Origin of the sequence: Amycolatopsis sp. VC5-11 (assembly GCF_037034185.1) — a bacterium.
GTDB classification, from domain to species: Bacteria; Actinomycetota; Actinomycetes; order Mycobacteriales; family Pseudonocardiaceae; genus Amycolatopsis; species Amycolatopsis nivea.
In genome coordinates, this window is the sequence record NZ_JBAGKF010000008.1 from 330,405 (window position 1) to 349,837 (window position 19,433).

16 protein-coding genes are annotated in these 19,433 nt (G+C 68.8%); 8 read left to right on the plus strand and 8 right to left on the minus strand.

The window, feature by feature from the left end:
• Positions 1 to 235 precede the first annotated feature (235 nt).
• The 4 genes from WA670_RS25175 to WA670_RS25190 all read right to left on the minus strand — a co-directional run bounded on the left by WA670_RS25175 (position 236) and on the right by WA670_RS25190 (position 3,454).
• Positions 236 to 1,318 carry a Gfo/Idh/MocA family protein gene (locus WA670_RS25175; protein ID WP_238607232.1) on the minus strand — a complete coding sequence of 361 codons (1,083 nt, stop codon included), beginning with the start codon at positions 1,316 to 1,318 and terminating at the stop codon, positions 236 to 238.
• On the minus strand, positions 1,315 to 2,070 hold the full coding sequence (locus WA670_RS25180) for a sugar phosphate isomerase/epimerase family protein (RefSeq protein ID WP_336159052.1): 756 nt from the start codon (positions 2,068 to 2,070) through the stop codon (positions 1,315 to 1,317). The genes WA670_RS25175 and WA670_RS25180 overlap by 4 nt, the downstream gene beginning before the upstream one ends.
• A gap of 93 nt (positions 2,071 to 2,163) precedes the next feature.
• Positions 2,164 to 2,703 (minus strand): GNAT family N-acetyltransferase, encoded by a 540-nt coding sequence (locus WA670_RS25185; RefSeq protein WP_134732935.1) that lies wholly within the window; start codon positions 2,701 to 2,703, stop codon positions 2,164 to 2,166.
• 19 nt (positions 2,704 to 2,722) lie between these two features.
• On the minus strand, positions 2,723 to 3,454 hold the full coding sequence (locus tag WA670_RS25190) for a FadR/GntR family transcriptional regulator (protein ID WP_037818796.1): 732 nt from the start codon (positions 3,452 to 3,454) through the stop codon (positions 2,723 to 2,725).
• Positions 3,455 to 3,668: 214 nt separating this feature from the next.
• On the opposite strand from WA670_RS25190, the gene WA670_RS25195 reads away from it, so the two are divergent.
• From WA670_RS25195 to WA670_RS25225, 7 genes are read left to right on the plus strand one after another with little or no spacing between them, the layout of a single operon-like run.
• The gene (locus WA670_RS25195; RefSeq protein ID WP_037818795.1) at positions 3,669 to 5,276 is read left to right on the plus strand and encodes an ABC transporter substrate-binding protein; all 1,608 of its coding nucleotides are present in this window, start codon (positions 3,669 to 3,671) and stop codon (positions 5,274 to 5,276) included.
• Between the two features lie 16 nt (positions 5,277 to 5,292).
• Positions 5,293 to 6,252: an ABC transporter permease gene (locus WA670_RS25200; protein ID WP_037713542.1), complete on the plus strand. Its 960-nt coding sequence runs from the start codon at positions 5,293 to 5,295 to the stop codon at positions 6,250 to 6,252.
• On the plus strand, positions 6,252 to 8,213 hold the full coding sequence (locus tag WA670_RS25205) for a dipeptide/oligopeptide/nickel ABC transporter permease/ATP-binding protein (RefSeq protein ID WP_336159085.1): 1,962 nt from the start codon (positions 6,252 to 6,254) through the stop codon (positions 8,211 to 8,213). Before WA670_RS25200 ends, WA670_RS25205 begins: the two co-directional genes overlap by 1 nt.
• Positions 8,210 to 9,175, plus strand: a complete 966-nt coding sequence (locus WA670_RS25210; RefSeq protein WP_336159053.1) for an ABC transporter ATP-binding protein — start codon at positions 8,210 to 8,212, stop codon at positions 9,173 to 9,175. The genes WA670_RS25205 and WA670_RS25210 overlap by 4 nt, the downstream gene beginning before the upstream one ends.
• Positions 9,172 to 10,101, plus strand: coding sequence for a dihydrodipicolinate synthase family protein (locus tag WA670_RS25215; RefSeq protein ID WP_043833635.1), 930 nt, complete (start codon positions 9,172 to 9,174; stop codon positions 10,099 to 10,101). Before WA670_RS25210 ends, WA670_RS25215 begins: the two co-directional genes overlap by 4 nt.
• A complete protein-coding gene (locus WA670_RS25220; protein WP_336159054.1) occupies positions 10,101 to 12,107 on the plus strand; it encodes a beta-galactosidase in 2,007 nt (668 codons plus the stop codon). Before WA670_RS25215 ends, WA670_RS25220 begins: the two co-directional genes overlap by 1 nt.
• The gene (locus WA670_RS25225) at positions 12,104 to 13,933 is read left to right on the plus strand and encodes a sialidase family protein (RefSeq protein WP_336159056.1); all 1,830 of its coding nucleotides are present in this window, start codon (positions 12,104 to 12,106) and stop codon (positions 13,931 to 13,933) included. The genes WA670_RS25220 and WA670_RS25225 overlap by 4 nt, the downstream gene beginning before the upstream one ends.
• Before the next feature lie 35 nt (positions 13,934 to 13,968).
• Here WA670_RS25225 and WA670_RS25230 read toward each other — a convergent pair whose 3' ends face one another.
• The 3 genes from WA670_RS25230 to WA670_RS25240 all read right to left on the minus strand — a co-directional run bounded on the left by WA670_RS25230 (position 13,969) and on the right by WA670_RS25240 (position 16,967).
• On the minus strand, positions 13,969 to 14,703 hold the full coding sequence (locus WA670_RS25230) for a sulfite exporter TauE/SafE family protein (protein ID WP_037818787.1): 735 nt from the start codon (positions 14,701 to 14,703) through the stop codon (positions 13,969 to 13,971).
• A gap of 415 nt (positions 14,704 to 15,118) precedes the next feature.
• Positions 15,119 to 15,844, minus strand: a complete 726-nt coding sequence (locus WA670_RS25235; protein ID WP_336159057.1) for a GntR family transcriptional regulator — start codon at positions 15,842 to 15,844, stop codon at positions 15,119 to 15,121.
• A gap of 358 nt (positions 15,845 to 16,202) precedes the next feature.
• Positions 16,203 to 16,967, minus strand: a complete 765-nt coding sequence (locus WA670_RS25240) for an SGNH/GDSL hydrolase family protein (protein WP_037818783.1) — start codon at positions 16,965 to 16,967, stop codon at positions 16,203 to 16,205.
• Between the two features lie 126 nt (positions 16,968 to 17,093).
• Here WA670_RS25240 and WA670_RS25245 point away from each other — a divergent pair, with 126 nt between their 5' ends.
• Positions 17,094 to 18,293 carry a glycosyltransferase gene (locus tag WA670_RS25245; RefSeq protein WP_336159059.1) on the plus strand — a complete coding sequence of 400 codons (1,200 nt, stop codon included), beginning with the start codon at positions 17,094 to 17,096 and terminating at the stop codon, positions 18,291 to 18,293.
• Between the two features lie 62 nt (positions 18,294 to 18,355).
• Here the strand turns inward: WA670_RS25245 and WA670_RS25250 are convergent, their stop codons facing one another.
• Entirely contained in the window at positions 18,356 to 19,348 is a 993-nt protein-coding gene (locus tag WA670_RS25250) for an aldo/keto reductase (protein WP_336159060.1), read from the minus strand.
• Positions 19,349 to 19,433: the final 85 nt, after the last annotated feature.

Sequence of the window (19,433 nt, forward strand, 5' to 3'; positions counted from 1 at the left end):
CCCAATGCCACATTGGGGCGCTAGCCCCCACCCCACCCACCCGCAGCCGATGCACCCAACGAGCGAGGCACCCAGCCCCTCCCCCGCACCCCGATACGAAGCCCATCTGCGGTCTGGGGGTGCTTGTCAAGGCATCTTTCCCGCCTTGACAAGCACCCCCAGACCGTCAGCACAATCAAGCTTCGGGGTGCCCCACGCAACCAAAGGCCGATGTCGCCGCCAGGCGACGAGCCGTTCACAACGTCCGCGAAAACGGATCCCACTCAACGGGCAACAGCTCCCCCGGCTCCACCCGACTGGAGACCTCAACCCCCACCCCAAGCTCCATGGACTCCTCAACAGCCACCATCACATCCAGCACGTGATAAGCCATCTCCCCGGAAGCCCTCTCCCCCACCCCAGCCCGAACCGACCGAGCCAAATCAAGCACCCCCGTACCCCGAGAACCCGAATGCCCCACCGCGACAAGTTCCTCAGACTCCCCACCCACATGCACCACAGCAGAACCGTCAAACCGATTAGGATCCGGCAAAACCGCAGTCCCCAACGAACCAGAAACCTCAACAACCCCAGTCCGCCGCAACGCAGAATCAAAAGACAACAAAACCTGCGCACACCCCCCGCGCGCAAACTCGATCAACGCACTAACCGTAGTAGGCACAGTAACCGCAAACTCAACCCCAGCCCGAGGCCCAGCCCCAATCACCCGAGTCTCCCGCCCCTTCCCCCCAACCCCGGTAACCTTCCGCACCGCCCCAAAAACCTGCACCAGCTGCGTCAAGTAATAAGGCCCGATATCCAGCAACGGCCCGCCCCCGGCCTGAAACAAAAACTCCGGCGCGGGATGCCAGCTCTCCGGCCCAGGCGTCTGAAACAACGCCAGCGCCGCAACAGGAACCCCGATCCGGCCGAGCGCACGAAGCGCGGTCTGGTGCCCAGCCCCCAGAAGGGTGTCCGGCGCCCCAGCCACCCGCACGCCCTTTTCCCGCGCCCGGTCGAGAAGTTTCCGCACCGTCGGCCGATCAACCCCGATCGGCTTCTCCGACCAAACGTGCTTCCCCGCCTCCACCGCCGCGAGACTCACCTCGACATGCACCGCGGGCACAGTCAGATTCACGACGATCTCGACATCCGGCAACGCGAGCAGATCCGCCATCGACCCGCTCCAAGGAACCCCGTATTTCGCCGCCTGCCCCCGAGCCCGGGATAAATCGAGATCAGCGACCCCCACCACCCGCAGATCCGGAAACGCTGTCAAATTCTCCAAATAGGTGTCACTGATAAACCCAGCCCCGACGACCCCGACCCCGACCGTCACTTCCCCACCCCGGCGAGATAAGCGAAACTCTCCGCGATACCGCCGAAAACATCCTCATGCCGATCGAACTCCACCACCCGCAACGCCTCCGGAGCCGCCGCGAGCACATCCTCCAGCGGCACCCGCCCCTGCCCCGCGGGCACCTGCCCGGAAGCATCGACCGCCAGCGACCCGTCCTTCACGTGAATCGCGCGCACCCGCTCCCCCAGCCGATGCAGCAACGCGGGCGCGTCCTCGCCGCCCGCCGTGGCCCAGTAGGCGTCGACCTCCAGCACGACCTCCGGGTCAAGCCGATCCGCGAAGACCTCCAACGCGCTGCGCCCGTCGATCCGCGATTCCAGCTCCCACCAATGATTGTGGTACCCGACCCGGACGCCGTATCCCGCCGCGACCTTCGCCGCGGCATTGAGCGCTTCCGCAGCGGCAACGATATCCGCTGAATTCTGCCACTGCGCCGCCGGAATCATCGGTTCGATGACGACTTCGATCCCCAATTCCCGAGCCGCCGCGAACACCGCGTCCAGATCCTTCCCGACCAACGCGGCGTGTGCGGTCGGCGCGCTCAACCCGTGCGCGGTCGGCGCGCTCAACCCGTGCGCGGCCAGCCCCGCACGAAGCGCCTCGACGTTCTCCACCACCCCGTACGGCTCCACGCTGCCGAACCCGATCGCAGCCAGCCGCCGCAACGTCTCGTCCGGATCGGCCGCGAACGCGTCGCGCACCGAGTAGAGCTGCACCGAAGGTCCACCCATGCCAACTCCCAGAGGTAGAGGGCTTTCGCCAATTCCTACCACCTGGTCAGAATTGACACCAGGACAAAACCGGACGGAAATCCCGCGCCAAGATCAGCCGAGTTCCTTGTGCCAGATCAGAAAATCGCACGGAGTGGCCAGCAGCGGAGCCAGCTCCGGATGCGGCCCGTCGATCGTCGACGTCTCCACCACCCGGTACCCCAGCCGGCCGTACCACTGCGCGAGGAACTCCTTGGACGGATGCGTCCACTCCCGCGGCACCAGCAGCTCGAGCTGCATCCGCGTGCACCCCTCGGCCCGGCAATGCCTCTCCGCGAACCGGACCAGCTCCCGCCCGATCCCAGCGCCGCGCACCTCCGGCGAGGCAGCGAGCAGACCGAACTCCCCGAGGTCCTCAGCCAGCCGCTGGATCCGGACCGAGCCCACCACGGCCCCGTCGATCCGGGCGACCGCGATTTCCCCCGAGCGAACCAGCCCGGCCATCTCCGCGGCATTGGTCCGATCGGCCGAACCGGCCCACAATCCCGCCTCGGCCTTCGCGTAGACGGTGTTCACCAGATCGGTCAGCAAGGCCACCAGCGCGGCGTCCTCGGCGGCGGACGGCGGCAGGAAGGCGATCTCCGGAGTCGTCACCTGTCCAGCCTAACCACACTCAGCTGGCGGCCGAACCGGAAACCGCGGGCCGCGCCTCCCCGAAGCCGCCGTAGCGACCGGCTTTCGCGCGCTTGCGCACCTCGTCGAAATGCCGGTGCACCGCGTGCGCGGCCGCCTCCGCGTCGCCGCTCACGAGCGCGTCCACGATCGCCTGGTGTCGTTTCGCGGTGGCCGGAGCGGACGAAACCGGCCCGCCCATTTCGCCTTCCGCGGCCCGGTAGACGTCCCAGAACAAGCCGGTCAGCTCGCGCGCCAGGTCGAACCCCGCCTCGGCGCAGATGAGGTCGTGGAATTCGCGGTCGGCCACCGCCGCGTCCGGCCCCTTGCGGCGCATCCGCGCCACGCACGCCTGCAGTTCCCCGATCAGCTCCGGCCGGTGGTCGCGCGCGACCCGGCTGGTCAGCTCCGTTTCGATCATCTCGCGGACCTCGAGCAGGTCGCGCAGCCGTCCGGCGTCGGTGCTGCCGCGGCTGCGCGTGCGGAAGAGCAGCCACGTCTGCAGCGCCTCCGACCCGGCCGCGCCGACGAACGTGCCGTACCCGTGCCGGACCTCGACGATGCCGAGCGCCTGCAGCGCCTTCACCGCCTCCCGGATCGAATTCCGGCTGACCCCGATGTCCTCGGCGAGGCTCAGTTCGGTCGGCATCGGCGCGCCGGTCGGCAGCTGCCGGTCGACGATCAGGTCGATGATCTGCTTGGTGATCTCTTCACTGCGTTGCGGGCGCGCCACACGTGTCTCCCGGATGTCTTTCTTGCACTGGCACGTCGCCATCGGAGGACATCCTACGTCATGATCGGCTCGCGCCGCTGCACCCGCGCGGGTGGGAACAAGCCTCTTGACCGGGGCGGGAACGGGACTTAGGGTTCCGGCAAGTCATAGGACGTCCCACGTCCTACTTCTCGATGCTTTCTGGGTGGAACACCGCATCAAGTCAGGAGACGCCATGTCCCGAACCGCCATGGGGACTCAGTTCAACCGGCGCGCACTGCTGCGCTACGCCGGCCTCGCCGGGGCCGCCGCAGCGGTTTCGTCGACGCTCGCCGCGTGCGGCGGCCCCGCGTCGACCAACAAAACCGGCAGTTCGTCCGGTTCCGTCACCGCGGTGATCGGGTACGGCAACAACCAGACCTGGGACCCGCTGCAGACCGCGTCGGCGTTCGCGATGGCGGCGATCCTGCACAGCTACGAATCGCTCGTCGAAGGCGATCCGGTCACCCGGGAGCCATTCCCCGGTTTGGCCAAGGCGCTGCCTGCCGACCTCAAGAGCACCACGCTGCGCTTCGAACTGCGCGACGGCGCGAAGTGGCACGACGGAAAGCCGGTGACCGCGGACGACGTGGTGTTCACCTACGCCCGTGTGCTCGACCCGAAAGAAAACGTGCTCATCCACAGCTTCTTCTCGCAGTGGCTGGAGTCGGTCACGAAGGTCGACGCGAAGACGGTGGAGTTCAAGCTGAAGTTCGCGTTCCCGTACGCGCTGCAGCGGATCCAGATCTGCAAGATCGTGCCCAAGCACGTGTTCGAGAACAACTGGAAGGCCGCCGCCGCGGGCAAGGTCGTCGGCTCCGGGCCGTACAAGATCACCGAGCAGGCTCCGCTGTCGCACACCTCGTTCGAGAAGTTCGCGGACTACAACGGCCCGCGCCCGGCCGCGTACGACAAGATGCTCTGGAAGTCCATTGTGGATTCCGCGCCGAGGGTCGCGGCGATCTCCGGGGCCAAGCCGGACGCGCAGATCGCGGAGAACATCCCGCCCGCCAACGCCGAGCAGCTCCGCAAGGCGGGCCGCACGGTCGAATTCGCCGACGGCGGCAACAACCTGTTCCTGCTTTTCAACACCAAGCACTCCCCGTTCGCCGACAAGCGGGTCCGCCAGGCGCTGCATTACGCGATCGACAAGAAGAAGATGATCGAGATCGGCTTGCGCGGCACCGGAACCGCGGGCACGTCGTTCATCAACCCCAAGCTGCCCGGTTCGCAGCCCGCGTCGCAGAGTTTCGAGTTCAACCCGGAAAAGGCGAAGCAGCTGCTCGCCGAAGCGGGCGTGAGCGGCTTGAAGATCTCGCTGTCCACAACGAACACTTCGCTGGTGCTCGACTGCGTCAAGGTGATCAAGGAGGGCTGGGACGCGATCGGCGTGCAGACCACTTTGGACTCCCAGGACACGAAGGCGCTGTTCTCCAAACTGGACAACGGCGACGACTTCCAGGTCGTGGCCACCACGAACAACCCGCTGCAGTTCGGCAACGACCCGGACCTGCTCATCCGCTATTACTACGACGCGCAATCGGTGCTCATGACGAAGTACGCGCGCTGGAACGGCGACGACACCAACGCGTTGCTCGCGTTGCAGGACAAGGCCGCCGCGGAAACCGACGAGACCAAGCGCGGCGGGCTGTACAAGCAGTTGCTCGACCAGATTTCCGAGCAGGCGGTGATCTACCCGATCGTCTTCACGCAGATGGGGACCGCGTGGGACCCGAAGGCGATCAGCGGCGTCCGCGCCCAGGGATACCCGGGCATCTACCTCAACCAGGCCAAACCGGTCTGACAAGGAGACCCGCGAAGTGACAGTCGTCGTGCGGATGCTGGCCGGCCGCATCCTCGCCCTGATCCCGCTGCTGCTCGGCGTGATCCTGTTCGTGTTCATCGTGATGCGGTTCTCGCCGGTCGACCCGGCGATGGCCGCGTTCAACGGCGCCAACGCCACCGCTGACCAGCTCCAGCAGTTCCGTGAGCAGAACGGCCTGCTCGACCCGTTGCCGCTGCAGTACGTGCACTTCGTGTGGCATCTGCTGCAGGGCGACTTCGGGACGAGCGTGATCACCAAGGAGCCGGTGGGCCAGACCATCGCCACCGCGCTCCCGCTCACCGTGCAGCTGACCCTGCTCGGCCTGGCGCTGGCGCTCGTCGTCTCGGTCGTGCTCGGCGTGACCTCGGCTCTGTTCCGCGGCCGCTGGCCGGACCACCTGATCCGGTTCGTGACGCTCGCCGGCGTCGCCGCCCCGGCGTTCTGGATCGCGCTGCTGCTGGTGCAGTGGCTGGCGGTCGGCAAGGGCCTGTTCCCCACCAGCGGCTACGTCAGCCCGGCGGATTCGTTCTCCGGCTGGCTGAACTCGCTGACGCTGCCCGCGATCGCGCTGGCCGCGCCGGTCGCCGCGCAGCTGACCCGGGTGATCCGGACGTCGATGGTCGAGGAACTCGACAAGGACTACGTGCGCACCGCACGCGGCGGCGGGCTGCCGCCGGTCGTCGTGGTCGGGCGGAACGTGCTGCGCAACGCCCTGGTCAACCCGCTGACCGTGCTCGGCCTGCGGGTCGGCTACCTGCTCGGCGGCGCGGTGGTGATCGAGACGATGTTCGCGCTGCCCGGCATGGGCCAGAACATGATCCAGGCCGTGCAAGACGGCGACACCGCCAAGGTGCAGGGCTTCGTGATCACCATCGCGGCCGGGTTCGTGCTCGTGAACCTGATCGTCGACGTGCTCTACCTCGTCGCCAACCCCCGTCTGCGGAGCCGCTCGTGATGCGCCCGGTCCTCCGCCCGAACCTGACCGCCCGGCTGTCCCGGCCCGGCGTCCGGTTCCGGCGGCTTCCCCTGTCCTCGTGGATCGCGCTGGGCGTGCTGATCGTGCTCGGGCTCGTCGCGGTCCTCGGCACCGTCGTGGCCACGCACAATCCGGACCTGCTCAGCACCGACACCGGCGGGCCCAGCGCGGCGCACTGGTTCGGCACCGACCAGTCCGGCCGCGACATCTTCTCCCGGCTCGTCGCGGGCACCCGCTGGTCGCTCGCGATCGGCCTCGGCGCGACGCTGCTGGCGCTGGTCGCGGGCGTCGTCGTCGGCTCGTTCGCGGCGACGTCCGGCCGCCGGGCCGACGGACTGGTCATGCGGGTCCTCGACGTCCTGATGGCCTTCCCCGGCATCGCGCTCGCCGCGGTGCTGGTGGCGGTGTTCGGGCGCGGCATCCTGGTGCTGATCCTCGCCATCGGCTTCCTCAACATGGCTCCGGTGGCGCGGGTGGTGCGGGCGAACGTGCTCGCGCAGTACGGCGAGGACTACGTCGCGGCGGAGCGGGTGATCGGCGCGAAACGGCTGTTCATCCTCGCCCGGCACGTCGCGGTCAACTGCGCGGCGCCGATCCTCGTGTACTGCACGGTGACCGTGGCGGACGCGATCGTGTTCGAGGCGTCGCTGTCGTTCATCGGCGCGGGGATCCAGCCGCCCGATCCGTCGTGGGGTTCGGTGCTGTCGGACGGCAAGGACCTCGTGCTGACCGGCGGCTGGTGGGCGACGCTGTTCCCCGGCCTGCTGATCCTGGCGACGGTGCTGGCGCTGAACATCCTCTCCGAGGGAATCTCCGACGCTTGGGCCGCGCCGTCGGCCCGCACCGCGAAAGCGGCCGAGGCGGCGCAGCAGATCGAACTGGCCCCCGAAACGGTTCCGGCAGTGCTGCCGCTGCGCGGTCTGCGCGAAGCCGGGCAACGGCTGGCGGCAAAGGCGAGGGATCTGTCCGGCCGGGAAACCGTGCTGGCGGTGGAGAATCTCGCGATCTCGTTCCCGGACCGGCACAACGGCGTCAACGTCGTCGACGGAGTGTCCTTTTCGGTCCGTTCCGGCGAGGTGCTGGGGCTGATCGGCGAATCGGGCTGCGGGAAATCGCTGACCGCGCTGTCGATCATGGGCCTGCAGCCGGACGCCGCGAGGCTCAGCGGCGAGATCCGGTTCGCGGGCGACGACCTGCTGACCATGAAGCCGAACGTCCGCCGCCGGCACCTCGGGCACGACCTGGCGATGGTGTACCAGGACGCGCTCAGCTCGCTGAACCCGGCGATGACGATCCGCGCGCAGCTCAAGCAGTTCACCCGGCGCGGCGGCACGCGCACGCCGGAAGAGCTGCTCGAACTGGTCAACCTCGATCCCGGCCGGACGCTGCGGGCGTATCCGCACGAGCTTTCCGGCGGGCAGCGGCAGCGCGTGCTCATCGCGATGGCGCTGTCCCGCAGCCCGAAGCTGATCGTGGCCGACGAGCCGACGACGGCGCTCGACGTGACCGTGCAGGCGCAGATCATGGCGCTTTTGCTGCGGTTGCAGGAGGAACTGGGCTTCGCGCTGGTGCTGGTATCACACGACCTCGCGCTGGTATCCGACATCGCCGACCGCGTTGTGGTGATGTACGGCGGGCAGGTCGCCGAGACCGGCGCGACCGCGGCTGTCGTCGGCGCGCCGCGGCACCACTACACGCGCGGCCTGCTCAGCGCGGTGCTGTCGCTGGAGGAGAACGAAGCGACGCTCACCCAGATCAAGGGCGTCGTGCCCGCACCGGCGGACTTCCCACCCGGTTGCCGGTTCGCGAGCCGCTGTCCCGCCGCTCGCGGGCACTGCTTCGAGGTCGCGCCTGAGCCTTCGGGCAACGGGCATCTCGTGGCTTGCCACTACCCCGCCGAAAGCCCCGTGGTGGCCATGGCAGAAGGAGCGCAAGCATGAGCCTCGTCGAAGTCGACGGCGTGCATGTGGTGCACAAGATCCGCGGGTCCGGATTGTTCGGGCACGACCGGGTCTACGCGCTCACCGACGCGACCCTCGCCATCGCGAAGGGCGAAACCGTCGGCGTGGTCGGGGAATCCGGCTGCGGAAAGTCCACTTTGGCCAGAGTGCTCGTCGGGCTTCAGAAGCCAACCTCCGGCACTGTGCGCTATGACGGGAAGCCGCTGTCCGCGTTGCGTCCGGCCGAACTGGGCCGCACGGTCGGCATGATCTTCCAGGACCCGTCGACCGCGCTGAACCGGCGGCTGCCCGTCTCGAAGATCCTCCGCGACCCGCTCGACGTGCACCAGATCGGCACGGCCGAGGAGCGCGTCGAACGGGTCCGGGAGCTGATGAACCTTGTCGGCTTGCCGTCCAGCGTGGCCGACGCGCTGCCGTCGCAACTGTCCGGCGGGCAGCGGCAGCGCGTGGCGATCGCCCGCGCACTCGCCCTGCGGCCGGCGTTGCTGGTGGCCGACGAGCCGACGTCCGCTTTGGACGTATCGGTGCGCGCGCAGATCCTCAACCTGTTGCTGGAACTACGCGAACAGCTCGAACTGGCGATGGTGTTCGTGTCGCACGACATCCAGACCGTGCGCCGGATGAGCGACCGCATCGTGACGATGTACCTCGGCCGGATCGTCGAACAGGCCCCGGCCGCGGAACTGCCGCACCACGCGCATCATCCGTACACGCGGGCGCTGTTCTCGGCGACGCCGAGCCTGTTGCACCCGGTGGAACCGATCGTCCTCAGTGGACCGGTGCCGTCGGCGACCGCGCCGCCGCCCGGCTGCCCGTTCCACACGCGCTGCCCGAAAGCCACCGATGAGTGCTCCCTCGCCTTGCCACCGCAGTCCGGGCCGGACGAGCACACGTACCGCTGCATCCATCCCGAGATCACGACCGGAGTGACCGCCTCATGACTGCGCCCAAGTTCGCCGGCATCATCCCGCCGCTGTGCACGCCGTTCCACGACGATTTCACCGTGGACACCGCGTCGCTGCGGCGGCACATCGAAGTCCAGCTCGACGCCGGCGTGCACGGGATCTTCGTGCTCGGATCGTCCAGCGAGGTCGCCTTCCTGCCCGACGACCAGCGCCGGATCACCGTCGAAACCGCGGTCGACCAGGTCGCCGGGCGGGTCCCGGTGCTCGCCGGCTGTATCGACATGACGACCCTGCGCGTCGCGGAGCACGTGAAGACCGCCGAAGCGGCCGGCGCGGACGCCATCGTGGTGACCGCGCCGTACTACACGCGCACGCACGTCGCGGAGATCGACCGGCACTTCCGGCTCCTGCACGAGCGGACGTCGCTGCCGATTTTCGCCTACGACATCCCGGTGGCCGTGCACACGAAGCTCGACCGCGACATGGTGCTGAACCTGGCCGCGGACGGCGTCCTGGCCGGGCTCAAGGATTCCAGCGGCGACGAAGCCGGGTTCCGGATGGTCCTGCAGCAGCGCCGCGAACGCGGGCTGGAGCAGTTCGCCGTGTTCACCGGATCCGAACTGCTCGTGGACTCCGCGCTCGCGCAGGGCGCGGACGGCGCGGTGCCGGGACTCGGGAACGTCGACCCGGTCGGCTATGTGCTGATCTACGACCACTTCCGCGGCGGCAATCCGCAGGCCGCGCGGCGCGAGCAGGAACGGCTGCTGACGCTGTTCAGCATCACCGACGTGGCGCCGCCGAACCGGATGGGCCGCGGCTCGGCCGCGCTCGGCGCGTTCAAGGCGTCGATGAAGATGCGCGGATTCATCGACAACGCGGTGATGGCACCGCCGCAACTCCCCCTCAACGACGACGAACTGCTGCAGATCAAGGGAAAACTAGCGGAAGCGGGTCTCCTCTGATGGATCGGCTGTACTACGGCGGGGATTACAACCCCGAGCATTGGTCGCCCGACGTGTGGGCGGAAGACCTGAAACTGATGGCCGAGGCATCGGTTTCGATGGTGACGGTCGGGATTTTCTCCTGGGCGCAGGTGGAACCGCGGCCGGGAGAATTCGATTTCGGCTGGTTCGACACGGTGATGGACAACCTCGCCGCCGGCGGCGTCCGCGCTTGTCTCGCCACTATGACGGCCTCACCGCCGCCGTGGCTTTCCCACCGGTATCCGGAAATCCTGCCGGTGCGCGCGGACGGCACCCGGCTGTCCGCCGGTGCGCGGCAGCAGTTCTGCCCGTCCAGCCCGGTGTTCCGCGAGCACGCCGCCCGGCTGGTCGAACAGGTCGCCACCCGGTACGCCGGGCATCCGGCGCTGGAAATGTGGCACATCGGCAACGAATTCGGCTGCCACATCCGCGCCTGCTATTGCGACGAGTCCGCAGTGGACTTCCGGCGCTGGCTCACCGAACGCTACGGCAGCATCGAGGCGTTGAACGACGCCTGGAGCACGACTTTCTGGTCGCAGCGGTACTCCGAGTTCGCCGAGATCCAGCCGCCGCGCGTCGCGCCGACCTTCCCGAACCCGGCGCACCAGCTGGACTACCACCGGTTCTCCTCCGACGCGTCGCTCGGCTGCTACCTCAACGAGCGCGAGGTGCTGGCCCGGATCACCCCGGACGTCCCGGTGACCACGAACTTCGTCGGCCTCGTGCAGAAGTCGCTCGACTGGAACAGGTGGGTGCCACACGAGGACATCGTGAGCCTCGACTCCTACCCCGACCCGTACGATCCGCGCGGGCACCTGGAAGCGGCCTTCGCCTACGACCTGGTCCGGTCCATCAAGGACGGTCAGCCGTGGCTGTTGCTGGAGCAAGCGCCGAGCGCGGTCAACTGGCGCACCCGCAACAGCCCGAAGCCGCCGGGGACGATGCGGCTGGGCAGCTGGCAGGCGGTCGCCCGCGGCGCGGACGCGGTGTTGTTCTTCCAGTGGCGGCAAACTCCGGGCGGGGCCGAGAAGTTCCACTCCGCGATGGTGCCGCACGGCGGTCCGGACACCCGGACGTTCCGCGAGGTGCGCGACCTTGGCCAGGAACTGGCGTCGCTGCCGCAGCTGGCGGACAGCCGGGTCAAGGCCGACGTCGCGGTCCTGCACGACTGGAACAGCTGGTGGGCGCTGGAGCTGAACTCGCATCCGTCGGACGACCTCAGCCAGCTCGACGCGCACCTCGCGCACTACGCGCCGCTCTTCGACGCGAACGTCACCTGCGACGTCGTGCACCCGTCGCGCGATCTGTCCGGGTACCGGCTCGTCGTGGTGCCCAATCTGTACCTGATGGACAGTGCGGTCGCGGCCAATCTCCGCTCCTATGTGGAGGGTGGCGGACATCTGGCGGTGTCGTTCTTCTCCGGCATCGCCGACGAGAACGACCGGGTGTACACCGGCGGCTATCCCGCGCCCCTGCGGGACATTCTCGGCCTGCGCGTCGACGAGTTCTGGCCGCTGCCCGAAGGCGGTTCCACCACGCTCGACCTCGACGGCACGCATGTCGGCGCCACGATCTGGTCCGAATGGATCGAAGCCGAAGGCGCGGACGTCGTCGCCACCTTCGCCGAAGGCCCGCTGGCTGGCCGTCCCGCGATCACGCGGAACGAGTTCGGATCCGGGGTCGCGTGGTACCTCGGCACCCGGCCGGACGCGGACGTCATGCGCACGCTCTTCGACCGGATCACCGCCGAGGCCGGAGTTTCGCCGGTGCTGCCCGGATTGCCGGACGGTGTCCAGGCGATCGTGCGGCACGGTGCCGACGACTATCTGTTCCTGCTCAACCACAACGATGCAGCTGTCACCGTCTCTCTGCCTTCCCCTGGTACCGATTTGCTCACCGATCCCGCTCAGCCATCGTCCGAAGTGGAACTGGCCGCACACGGCGTGGCCGTCCTTTCCGGACAGTTCGGAACGGAGACCAGATGAGAACCGCCCTTCGCGTGGTGCTGGCGTTCGTGCTGCTGGCTTTCCTCGCTCCCGCCGGTGCGGCCCAGGCCGCGCCGCAGTTCGATCAGCAAGCGCTCTTCAACCCGCATCAGGAAACCGGATACGCGTGTTTCCGCATCCCGGCGATCGTCCGCAGCACGCACGGCACACTGCTGGCCTTCGCCGAGGGCCGCAAGAACAACTGCGGTGACACCGGCGACATCGACCTGGTCCTGAAGCGCTCGACCGACGGCGGCACCACCTGGTCGCCACTGCAGGTGGTCAACCGCGGCGGCGGGGACACCCACGGCAACCCGGTGCCCATTGTGGACACCAAGACCGGCCGGATCGTCCTGATCACCACGTACAACAAGGGGCGTACCGACGACAAGGGCTGCGACGTGCCGTGCCCGCGCACGCCGCATTCGCAGTACAGCACCGACGACGGCCGCACCTGGTCCACGCCGGTCGACATCAGTGCGCAGGCGAAACTGCCCGCGTGGGATTCCTGGTACGCCTCGGGTCCGGTGCACGGCATCCAGCTCCAGCACGGCCAGCACGCGGGCCGGCTCGTCTTCGGAGTGAACGCCGAACGCAGTGACGGCACCAATTCCGTCGAAAACTACGCCGGGCTCATCTACAGCGACGACGGCGGTTCCTCCTGGCATGTCGGCGCTGTCGACAACTACCTGCATCCGGTGGGCGGCACCTTCACGCAGAAGCCGTCGGAAGTCAGCGTCGTGGAACTGCCGGACGGCACGATTTACGCCGGGGGCCGCGAGCAAAGCGGCACCGACATCGGCAACCGCGACTACGCGTTGAGCCGGGACGGCGGCGAGACGTTCTCCCAGCGCTTCACCACGATCCCCGACCTCGTGACGCCGATGGTGCAAGGTTCCCTGCTGCGCCTGGACCGTCCCGGCGGCAAGCGGATCCTGTTCGCCTCCCCCGCCGACACCGACCGGCGCCGCTGGATGACCATCCGTTCGTCCTATGACGACGGTCGCACGTGGGAGAACGCGGACCAGGGCACGCGGATCACGACGGACTGGTCGGGTTACTCCGACCTGGTCCAGCTCAGCGGGCCGCAGGACCGGAACGCGAAGATCGGCCTGATGTACGAGGGCGGCGCGGTGGACGCCCGCGACGAGATCCGCTTCGCCCGTTTCGACGAGAACTACCTCGGCTGGAAGCGTTCGCCGGGAGTGTCCACTCCGGACGTCGCAAGTAGACAGTCCGCGCGCATCCTCGGCGACGCCAGTCTGGTTCCCGGCAAGTTCGGCAAAGCGGTCCAGCTGAAGAACGGGTTCGTCCGCGTCCCGTACTCGCCGGCGCAACTGGTGGGCTCAGGCGAATTCACTTTCTCCACCTGGGTCAACTACGGCGCATCGAAGGACCCGCAGCCGCTGCTGTGGCTGGGCGGCATGGGCTCCACCGCGCCGCAGCTGTGGCTCCGCGCCGAACCCGCGTCGCATCGCCTGATCGCGATGATGACGACTGCGGCTGGCAGCAAGTCGGTCGCCACGCAGTCGGCGTACGACGATCAGAAGTGGCATCACGTGGCGCTTCAACGGTCCGGCGGCCAGCTCCGCATCCTGGTCGACGGTGCGGTGGCCGCGTCCGGTCCGGACTCGCCCGGGTCGGTCACCCAGACCGTCTCGTTCCAGCTGTGGCTGGGCGAACGTCTGGACGGCGCGCAGCACCTGTCCGGCGCGCTGGACGACAGCCGCCTGTTCCGGCGGGCACTGTCCACTGCGGACCTGGCCGCCGTCCGCGCCGGGAAACCGGTCCCGGGCGCGGTCATAGAACTGCCCTTCGACCGGTAACGCACTGGCTGAAGCCGGGTGACTGCCACCCGGCTTCAGCCGTGCAACGCGAGATACGGCGCGATCCCGACCAGCACCGCGATGAGGGCGGCTTTGAGCGTTTTGGTCGGCAACGCGTGCGCGATCCGCCAGCCGATCAAGACCCCCGCCAACTCAGGTATCCCGACAATCGCCGCCAGCCGCCAATCGACCGCGCCGTGCAGGACATACCCGAGCGTCCCGACGCTGGCGATCACCACCGACTGCACCTGCGCCGCGGCGAGCGCCCCGAGCACCGGCATCCCGGCGACGACCAGCAACGGCACCGCCAGCATCGGCCCGCCGACGCCGACCAGCCCCGCCACCACCGCGACGCCCGCCCCGATCGCCCCCGCGACCGGCAGCCCGACCGCCCGCTCCCGCCCCTTCAGCCCGACGAACACCGCCACGACCAGCGCGAACCCGCCGAGCACGATCCCGAACGCCTTGGTCGACACCCAGGAGTTCAGCAGCACCCCCAGCGGCGTCCCGACGAACGCGGCCGCGGCGAGAACTCCCGCCACCCGCCGGGTTTCGGGCTCCCGCAACTGTCCGGAATGGACAAACGCGGCACTGCCGAGGATCCCGGTGGCCACATGCGTGACGATCGCGGTGCCCGCCACCTGCGCCGGGGTGAGCGAGGTGAAGACGAACAACCCGACCGTCGCGAGCACCCCGCCCGGCCCGACGGCGGTGATGCCGATCCCGGCGAGCAATCCGGTGACAATGAGCGCGGCGATCACCTCGGGCACCTCCGGAAGTCGTTCTCTGTTCTGCGCTCGGCCGCAGGGTCGGCGTGTCCGCGCCCGGTCCGCCGCCGGGAATCGCGGCGCACTCCCGCCCGCCGGACGTCGCTCTCTCTTCCGCACTCCGCCGCGCGGTCACCTTGTCCGCGCCCGGTCCGCCACCGGGAACCGCAGCCCACTCCCGCCCGCCGGACGCCGTTCGCTCTCCTGCGCTCCGCCGCGGAGTCACCCCGTCCGCGCCCGCTCTGCCACCAGAAACCGCGGCGCGCTCCCGCCCACCGGACGTCGCTCGCTCTCCTGCGCTCCGCCGCACGGTCACCCTGTCCGCGCCCACTCCGCCACCAGAAACCGCAGCGCACTCGGGCGTCGTACGTGTTTGTGCCGGTAAGAACCGGCATCACCACGCACGAGGCTCGCCGGATCACTCCGCCCCGCGTTGCAAGGTCGCGCGCAGCGTGAGGCGGTCCGCGCGGATGTGCAGCCACTCCGCGTCGACCGGTCGTCCGTCCGGCAGCCGGGTCAACCGGTCCAGCGCGAACACCGCGGTCCCCGGCGCGATGTCCAGCAGCGCGGCCGTATCCGGCCCGGCGGACACCGCGTGCACCTCGACCTCCGCCCGCCCCAGCCGGATGCCGTTCGTCTCCTCCAGGAGCGCGAACAGGTCCCGGTGCGCCAGGTCCTTCCCCAGCAACGGAATCCCCAGATCCGCGACCAGATAGGTCGAGTCCAGCGACAACGGCGCCCCGCCCAGCCGCCGGACGCGCTCGAGATGCACGACCTGCTCCCCCGCCGCCAGGCCGAGCCGCTCGGCCACAGACGGGGGCGCGGCGACCGTCTCGGCGGTGCGCACCTCGTTGACGACCTCGCCGTGCCCTTCGAGCGCCTCCGCCAGCCCGGTCAGCCGATCGAGCCCGTGCCCGTACTTCGGGCGCACGACCAGCGTCCCGACGCCTTGCCTGCGCTCGACGAGCCCCTCGTCCCGCAGCAAGCCGAGCGCTTCCCGCACGACGTTCCGCGACGCGCCGAACCACTCGCCCAGCGCCCGCTCGCCCGGCAGCAGATCCCCGACCTCGCCCGCGACGATCCGCTGCCGCAACCCGTCGGCCACCTGCCGGGCCCGTTCCGCCCTCCGCTGCGCAGTCACCACTTCGGCGACGCTACCTGGATTTTGATTACGCCGAGGTTACGCCACCCGCATTGACCTGCGGAAACGCCGTGAGCAGCGGGAACGGGGACCCAGTGGAGCGTTCCGCCACCGTGAACCGGCTTGATGGGCGCGGACGCTCCGGCGGGATCAGAGCCGGGCTAGGCCAGCGGCCTCCGTCACCTTCGGCGGAGAGTTTCCCTTGAGCCACCACCGCGAGCCCGCACCGCGACCGGCCGCAAGCCCTCAGCCCGCACCGCGACCGGGCGCAAGTCCGCAGCCCGCACGCGACCGGCCTCAAGCCCGCGCCGCGATCAGCCGCAAACCCGCCCCGCGCCTCAGCGTCCAACCGCCGGAAAGCTCAGCAAATGCTCCCCAAGCTCGACGTCCAGCCCCACCACATCCCGTACTCGGCGAGGTTCCCCGCGTCGTTCAGGTGCACGTTGTCCGCCAGCCACGGGCTCGGGTTCGGCAGATTCGCCGAGCCCGCGGGCGGGATGTACTGCCGCAGGTCGACGAGCGCCGTCCCCTTGGCGACCGCCGTCTCGTAGATCGACGAGGCGTACTGCGACCAGAAGTACTTCTGCGTCTGCCCGCCCCACGGGTTGGGCGTCCACTTCAGCTCGGCGTAGATCGACAGCAGGATGTCGACCCCGGGCCGCGCGGCGCGGATGTTGTCGATGACCTTGCCGAGGTTCGCCTTGAACACCGCCGGGTCGGTCTGCGAGATCAGTTCGTTGCCGCCGAGGTCGATGAGCACCAGGTCGGGCTGGCGCTGGGTGATGTCGGCGAGCGCGCCGGTCGTGTCGGGCCAGCGGCCGCCGGGGAGGTAGTCGGTGGCCATCGCGCCGTTGTGCGCGTAGTTCTTCGTGGTGGTGTTCCACTCGGCGTGCAGGTCGTTGGCGATTTTCGTGGTCCAGCCGTACGTGGTCGGCGCGTAAGTGTCCGTAGTGGACTGGTAGCCCGTGGTGCCGTAGCCGGTGTCGGCCGACGTGCCGAGGATCGCGACCTGCTCCTTCTTGGTGCACCAGGTGCTGGTCTGCCCGGCGTCGGCGGCGACGGCGGGGGACATCGCGATGCCGAAGCCGACCAGGGTCAGCAATGCCGCGACACGGGCTTTTCGCATGGGGACCGGGCCTTTCCGGGAAGGATGATCTGCGGATGTGTCGCGGCGGCCGCCCCGCGCGTTACCGGTGTGCCCGAACAGAAACCTGGATGCGGGGAGCGTCACGGTTCTGGCAGTCTCGAAGAGGTGAAGATCTTGTTCGCCACCGCGCCCGGGTACGGGCTCACCCTCCCGCTGATCCCGGTCGTCTGGGCCGCCCGCGCCGCCGGGCACGAGGTGCTGCTGGCCACCACCGCCGAGATCGCCGAGGTGTCCGCGCGCGCCGGGCTGCCGGTCGCCGACGTCTTCCCCGGCCGCGACATCTGGGCCGATCTGCTGGCGAACGTCAAGGACGGTTCCGCCCCGGACGCGGACGAACCCGAGGAATACCGGCTCGCGCGGCAGGCGCAGGGTCCGTTCGGGCTCTTCACCGCCGCCATGACCGAGGGCACCATCGAAGCGGGCCGGGCGTTCGGCGCGGACCTGGTCGTCTACCCGTCCGACCACGGGGCCGGCGCGCTCACCGCGGTCGCGCTCGGCGTGCCCGCGCTGGAGGTCGGCAACCGGATCTCGTGGTCGGCCAGGGACCTCTCGTGGCGCGCCGAACACGACGACTTCCTGAGCGGCGAACTCGTCGCGCTGATGCGCGAGAAGCTCGGCATCGGCGACGCGCCGCCGAACGTCATCGCCCGGATCGACCCGCGCGCACCGAGCATGGGTGGGCTGCGCGCGGACGAGGATCACGTCGACGAACGCGACGGCGCGCCTTGGTGGCCGATGCAGTTCGTGCCCTACAACGGCGGGGCGGTGCTGCCGGAGTGGACGCTGCGGAAGCCGGAACGGCCGCGGGTGGCGGTCACGCTGGGCACGGTGGTCCCGGCGATGACCGGGGTCAGCAGTTTGAAGGTCGTGCTGGACGCGCTCGGCGGGATGGACGTCGAGGTCGTCCTCGCGGCGGGCACCGCTGATCTGAGCGAACTCGGCGAGCTTCCGGAGAACGTCCGGTCGGTGGGGTATCTGCCGCTCTCGGCGTTCTTGCCGGGGTGTTCCGCGATTGTGCACCACGGCGGGTCCGGGACTACCGCCGCGCCGTTGTTCTACGGGGTGCCGCAGGTGGTGTTGCCGAGTTTCGCGGACAATCCGATGTCGGCGGAGCGGGTGGTCGAGCGTGGCGTCGGGCTGAGCCATGATCCGTCCGCTGTGGACGTCGAGACGATGCGGAAACTGGTGCGCCAGGTGCTCGAGGACGATGCGTTCTCCACGGCGGCGGCCGAGGTGCGCGCGGAGATCGCCGGGCAGCCGAGCCCTTCCGACGTCATCGCGCGCGCCCTCGCCGCGTTGAGCTGAACCGGATCCGGCACCGCGCGGGGCGGACACGGCAGGACCGTCGGCCGGTTCGGCCCGCGCGCTCAGCGGCCGAACAGCGATTTCAACTGCTCGGGAACGCGCTCGCCGCGAATGGGAATCTGCGCCGCGGCCTCCTCGATGTGCTGCAGGTCGCCGGGCGTCAGCTCGACGTCGAGCGCGCCAAGGTTTTCTTCGAGGCGGTGCAGTTTGGTGGTACCGGGGATCGGCACGAACCACGGCTTTTGCGCCAGCACCCAAGCGAGAGCGATCTGGGCCGGGGTGGCTTTCTTGTCGCCGGCGATCTGCTGGAGCAACTCGATCAGCGCCTGATTGGCCTGTCGTGCTTCGGGCGTGAAGCGCGGCAGGGAGCGGCGAAGGTCGTTGTCGGCCAGAGGTGTGCGATCATCCATTTTGCCGGTCAGAAAGCCTTTCCCGAGCGGACTGTATGGAACCAGGCCGATGCCCAGCTTCTCCAAGGTCGGAATGATCTCGACTTCGTGCTCGCGCGTCCACAACGAGTATTCGCTTTGCAGCGCCGTTACCGGCTGCACGGCGTGAGCACGGGTGATTGTCGCCGCGCCCGCCTCCGACAAACCGAAGTGCTTGACCTTGCCTTCGGAAATCAGCTCTTTTACCGCGCCCGCCACGTCTTCAATGGGCACCTGGGGATCGACGCGGTGTTGGTAGAGCAGGTCGATGCAATCGGTGCGAAGACGCGTGAGCGACGCCTCGGTCACCCGGCGGATCTGCTCCGGGCGGCTGTCGAGGCCCGACATCGGGCTCGGTCCGTGTTCGCCGTGCCGGATGCCGAACTTGGTGGCGATCACCACCTGGTCGCGCACCGGAGCCAGCGCCTGACCGACCAGTTCTTCATTGGTGAAAGGACCATAGACTTCGGCGGTGTCGAAGAAAGTCACGCCTCGGTCCGCGGCCGCCCGCAGCAGTTTCGTCATCTCGGCGCGGCCCGGGGGCTCGCCGTAGAAGAAACTCATGCCCATGCAGCCCAGTCCCAGGGCCGAAACTTCGAGTTGCTGTCCCAGCAAGCGCTTCTGCACCGCAAATGCTCCTCAGTAAACATCATCCAGGCCATTGCTTTCCCCGCGTTCAGCGGGGAACTGCCCACAGATTAGGCAGGCCCTT

Coding starts and splice junctions, on each gene's coding strand:
- WA670_RS25180 (WP_336159052.1), bottom strand. CDS start 2,070: ATGGGTGGACCTTCGGTGCAGCTCTACTCGGTGCGCGACGCGTTCGCG.
- WA670_RS25195 (WP_037818795.1), top strand. CDS start 3,669: ATGTCCCGAACCGCCATGGGGACTCAGTTCAACCGGCGCGCACTGCTG.
- WA670_RS25205 (WP_336159085.1), top strand. CDS start 6,252: ATGCGCCCGGTCCTCCGCCCGAACCTGACCGCCCGGCTGTCCCGGCCC.
- WA670_RS25210 (WP_336159053.1), top strand. CDS start 8,210: ATGAGCCTCGTCGAAGTCGACGGCGTGCATGTGGTGCACAAGATCCGC.
- WA670_RS25215 (WP_043833635.1), top strand. CDS start 9,172: ATGACTGCGCCCAAGTTCGCCGGCATCATCCCGCCGCTGTGCACGCCG.
- WA670_RS25220 (WP_336159054.1), top strand. CDS start 10,101: ATGGATCGGCTGTACTACGGCGGGGATTACAACCCCGAGCATTGGTCG.
- WA670_RS25225 (WP_336159056.1), top strand. CDS start 12,104: ATGAGAACCGCCCTTCGCGTGGTGCTGGCGTTCGTGCTGCTGGCTTTC.
- WA670_RS25240 (WP_037818783.1), bottom strand. CDS start 16,967: ATGCGAAAAGCCCGTGTCGCGGCATTGCTGACCCTGGTCGGCTTCGGC.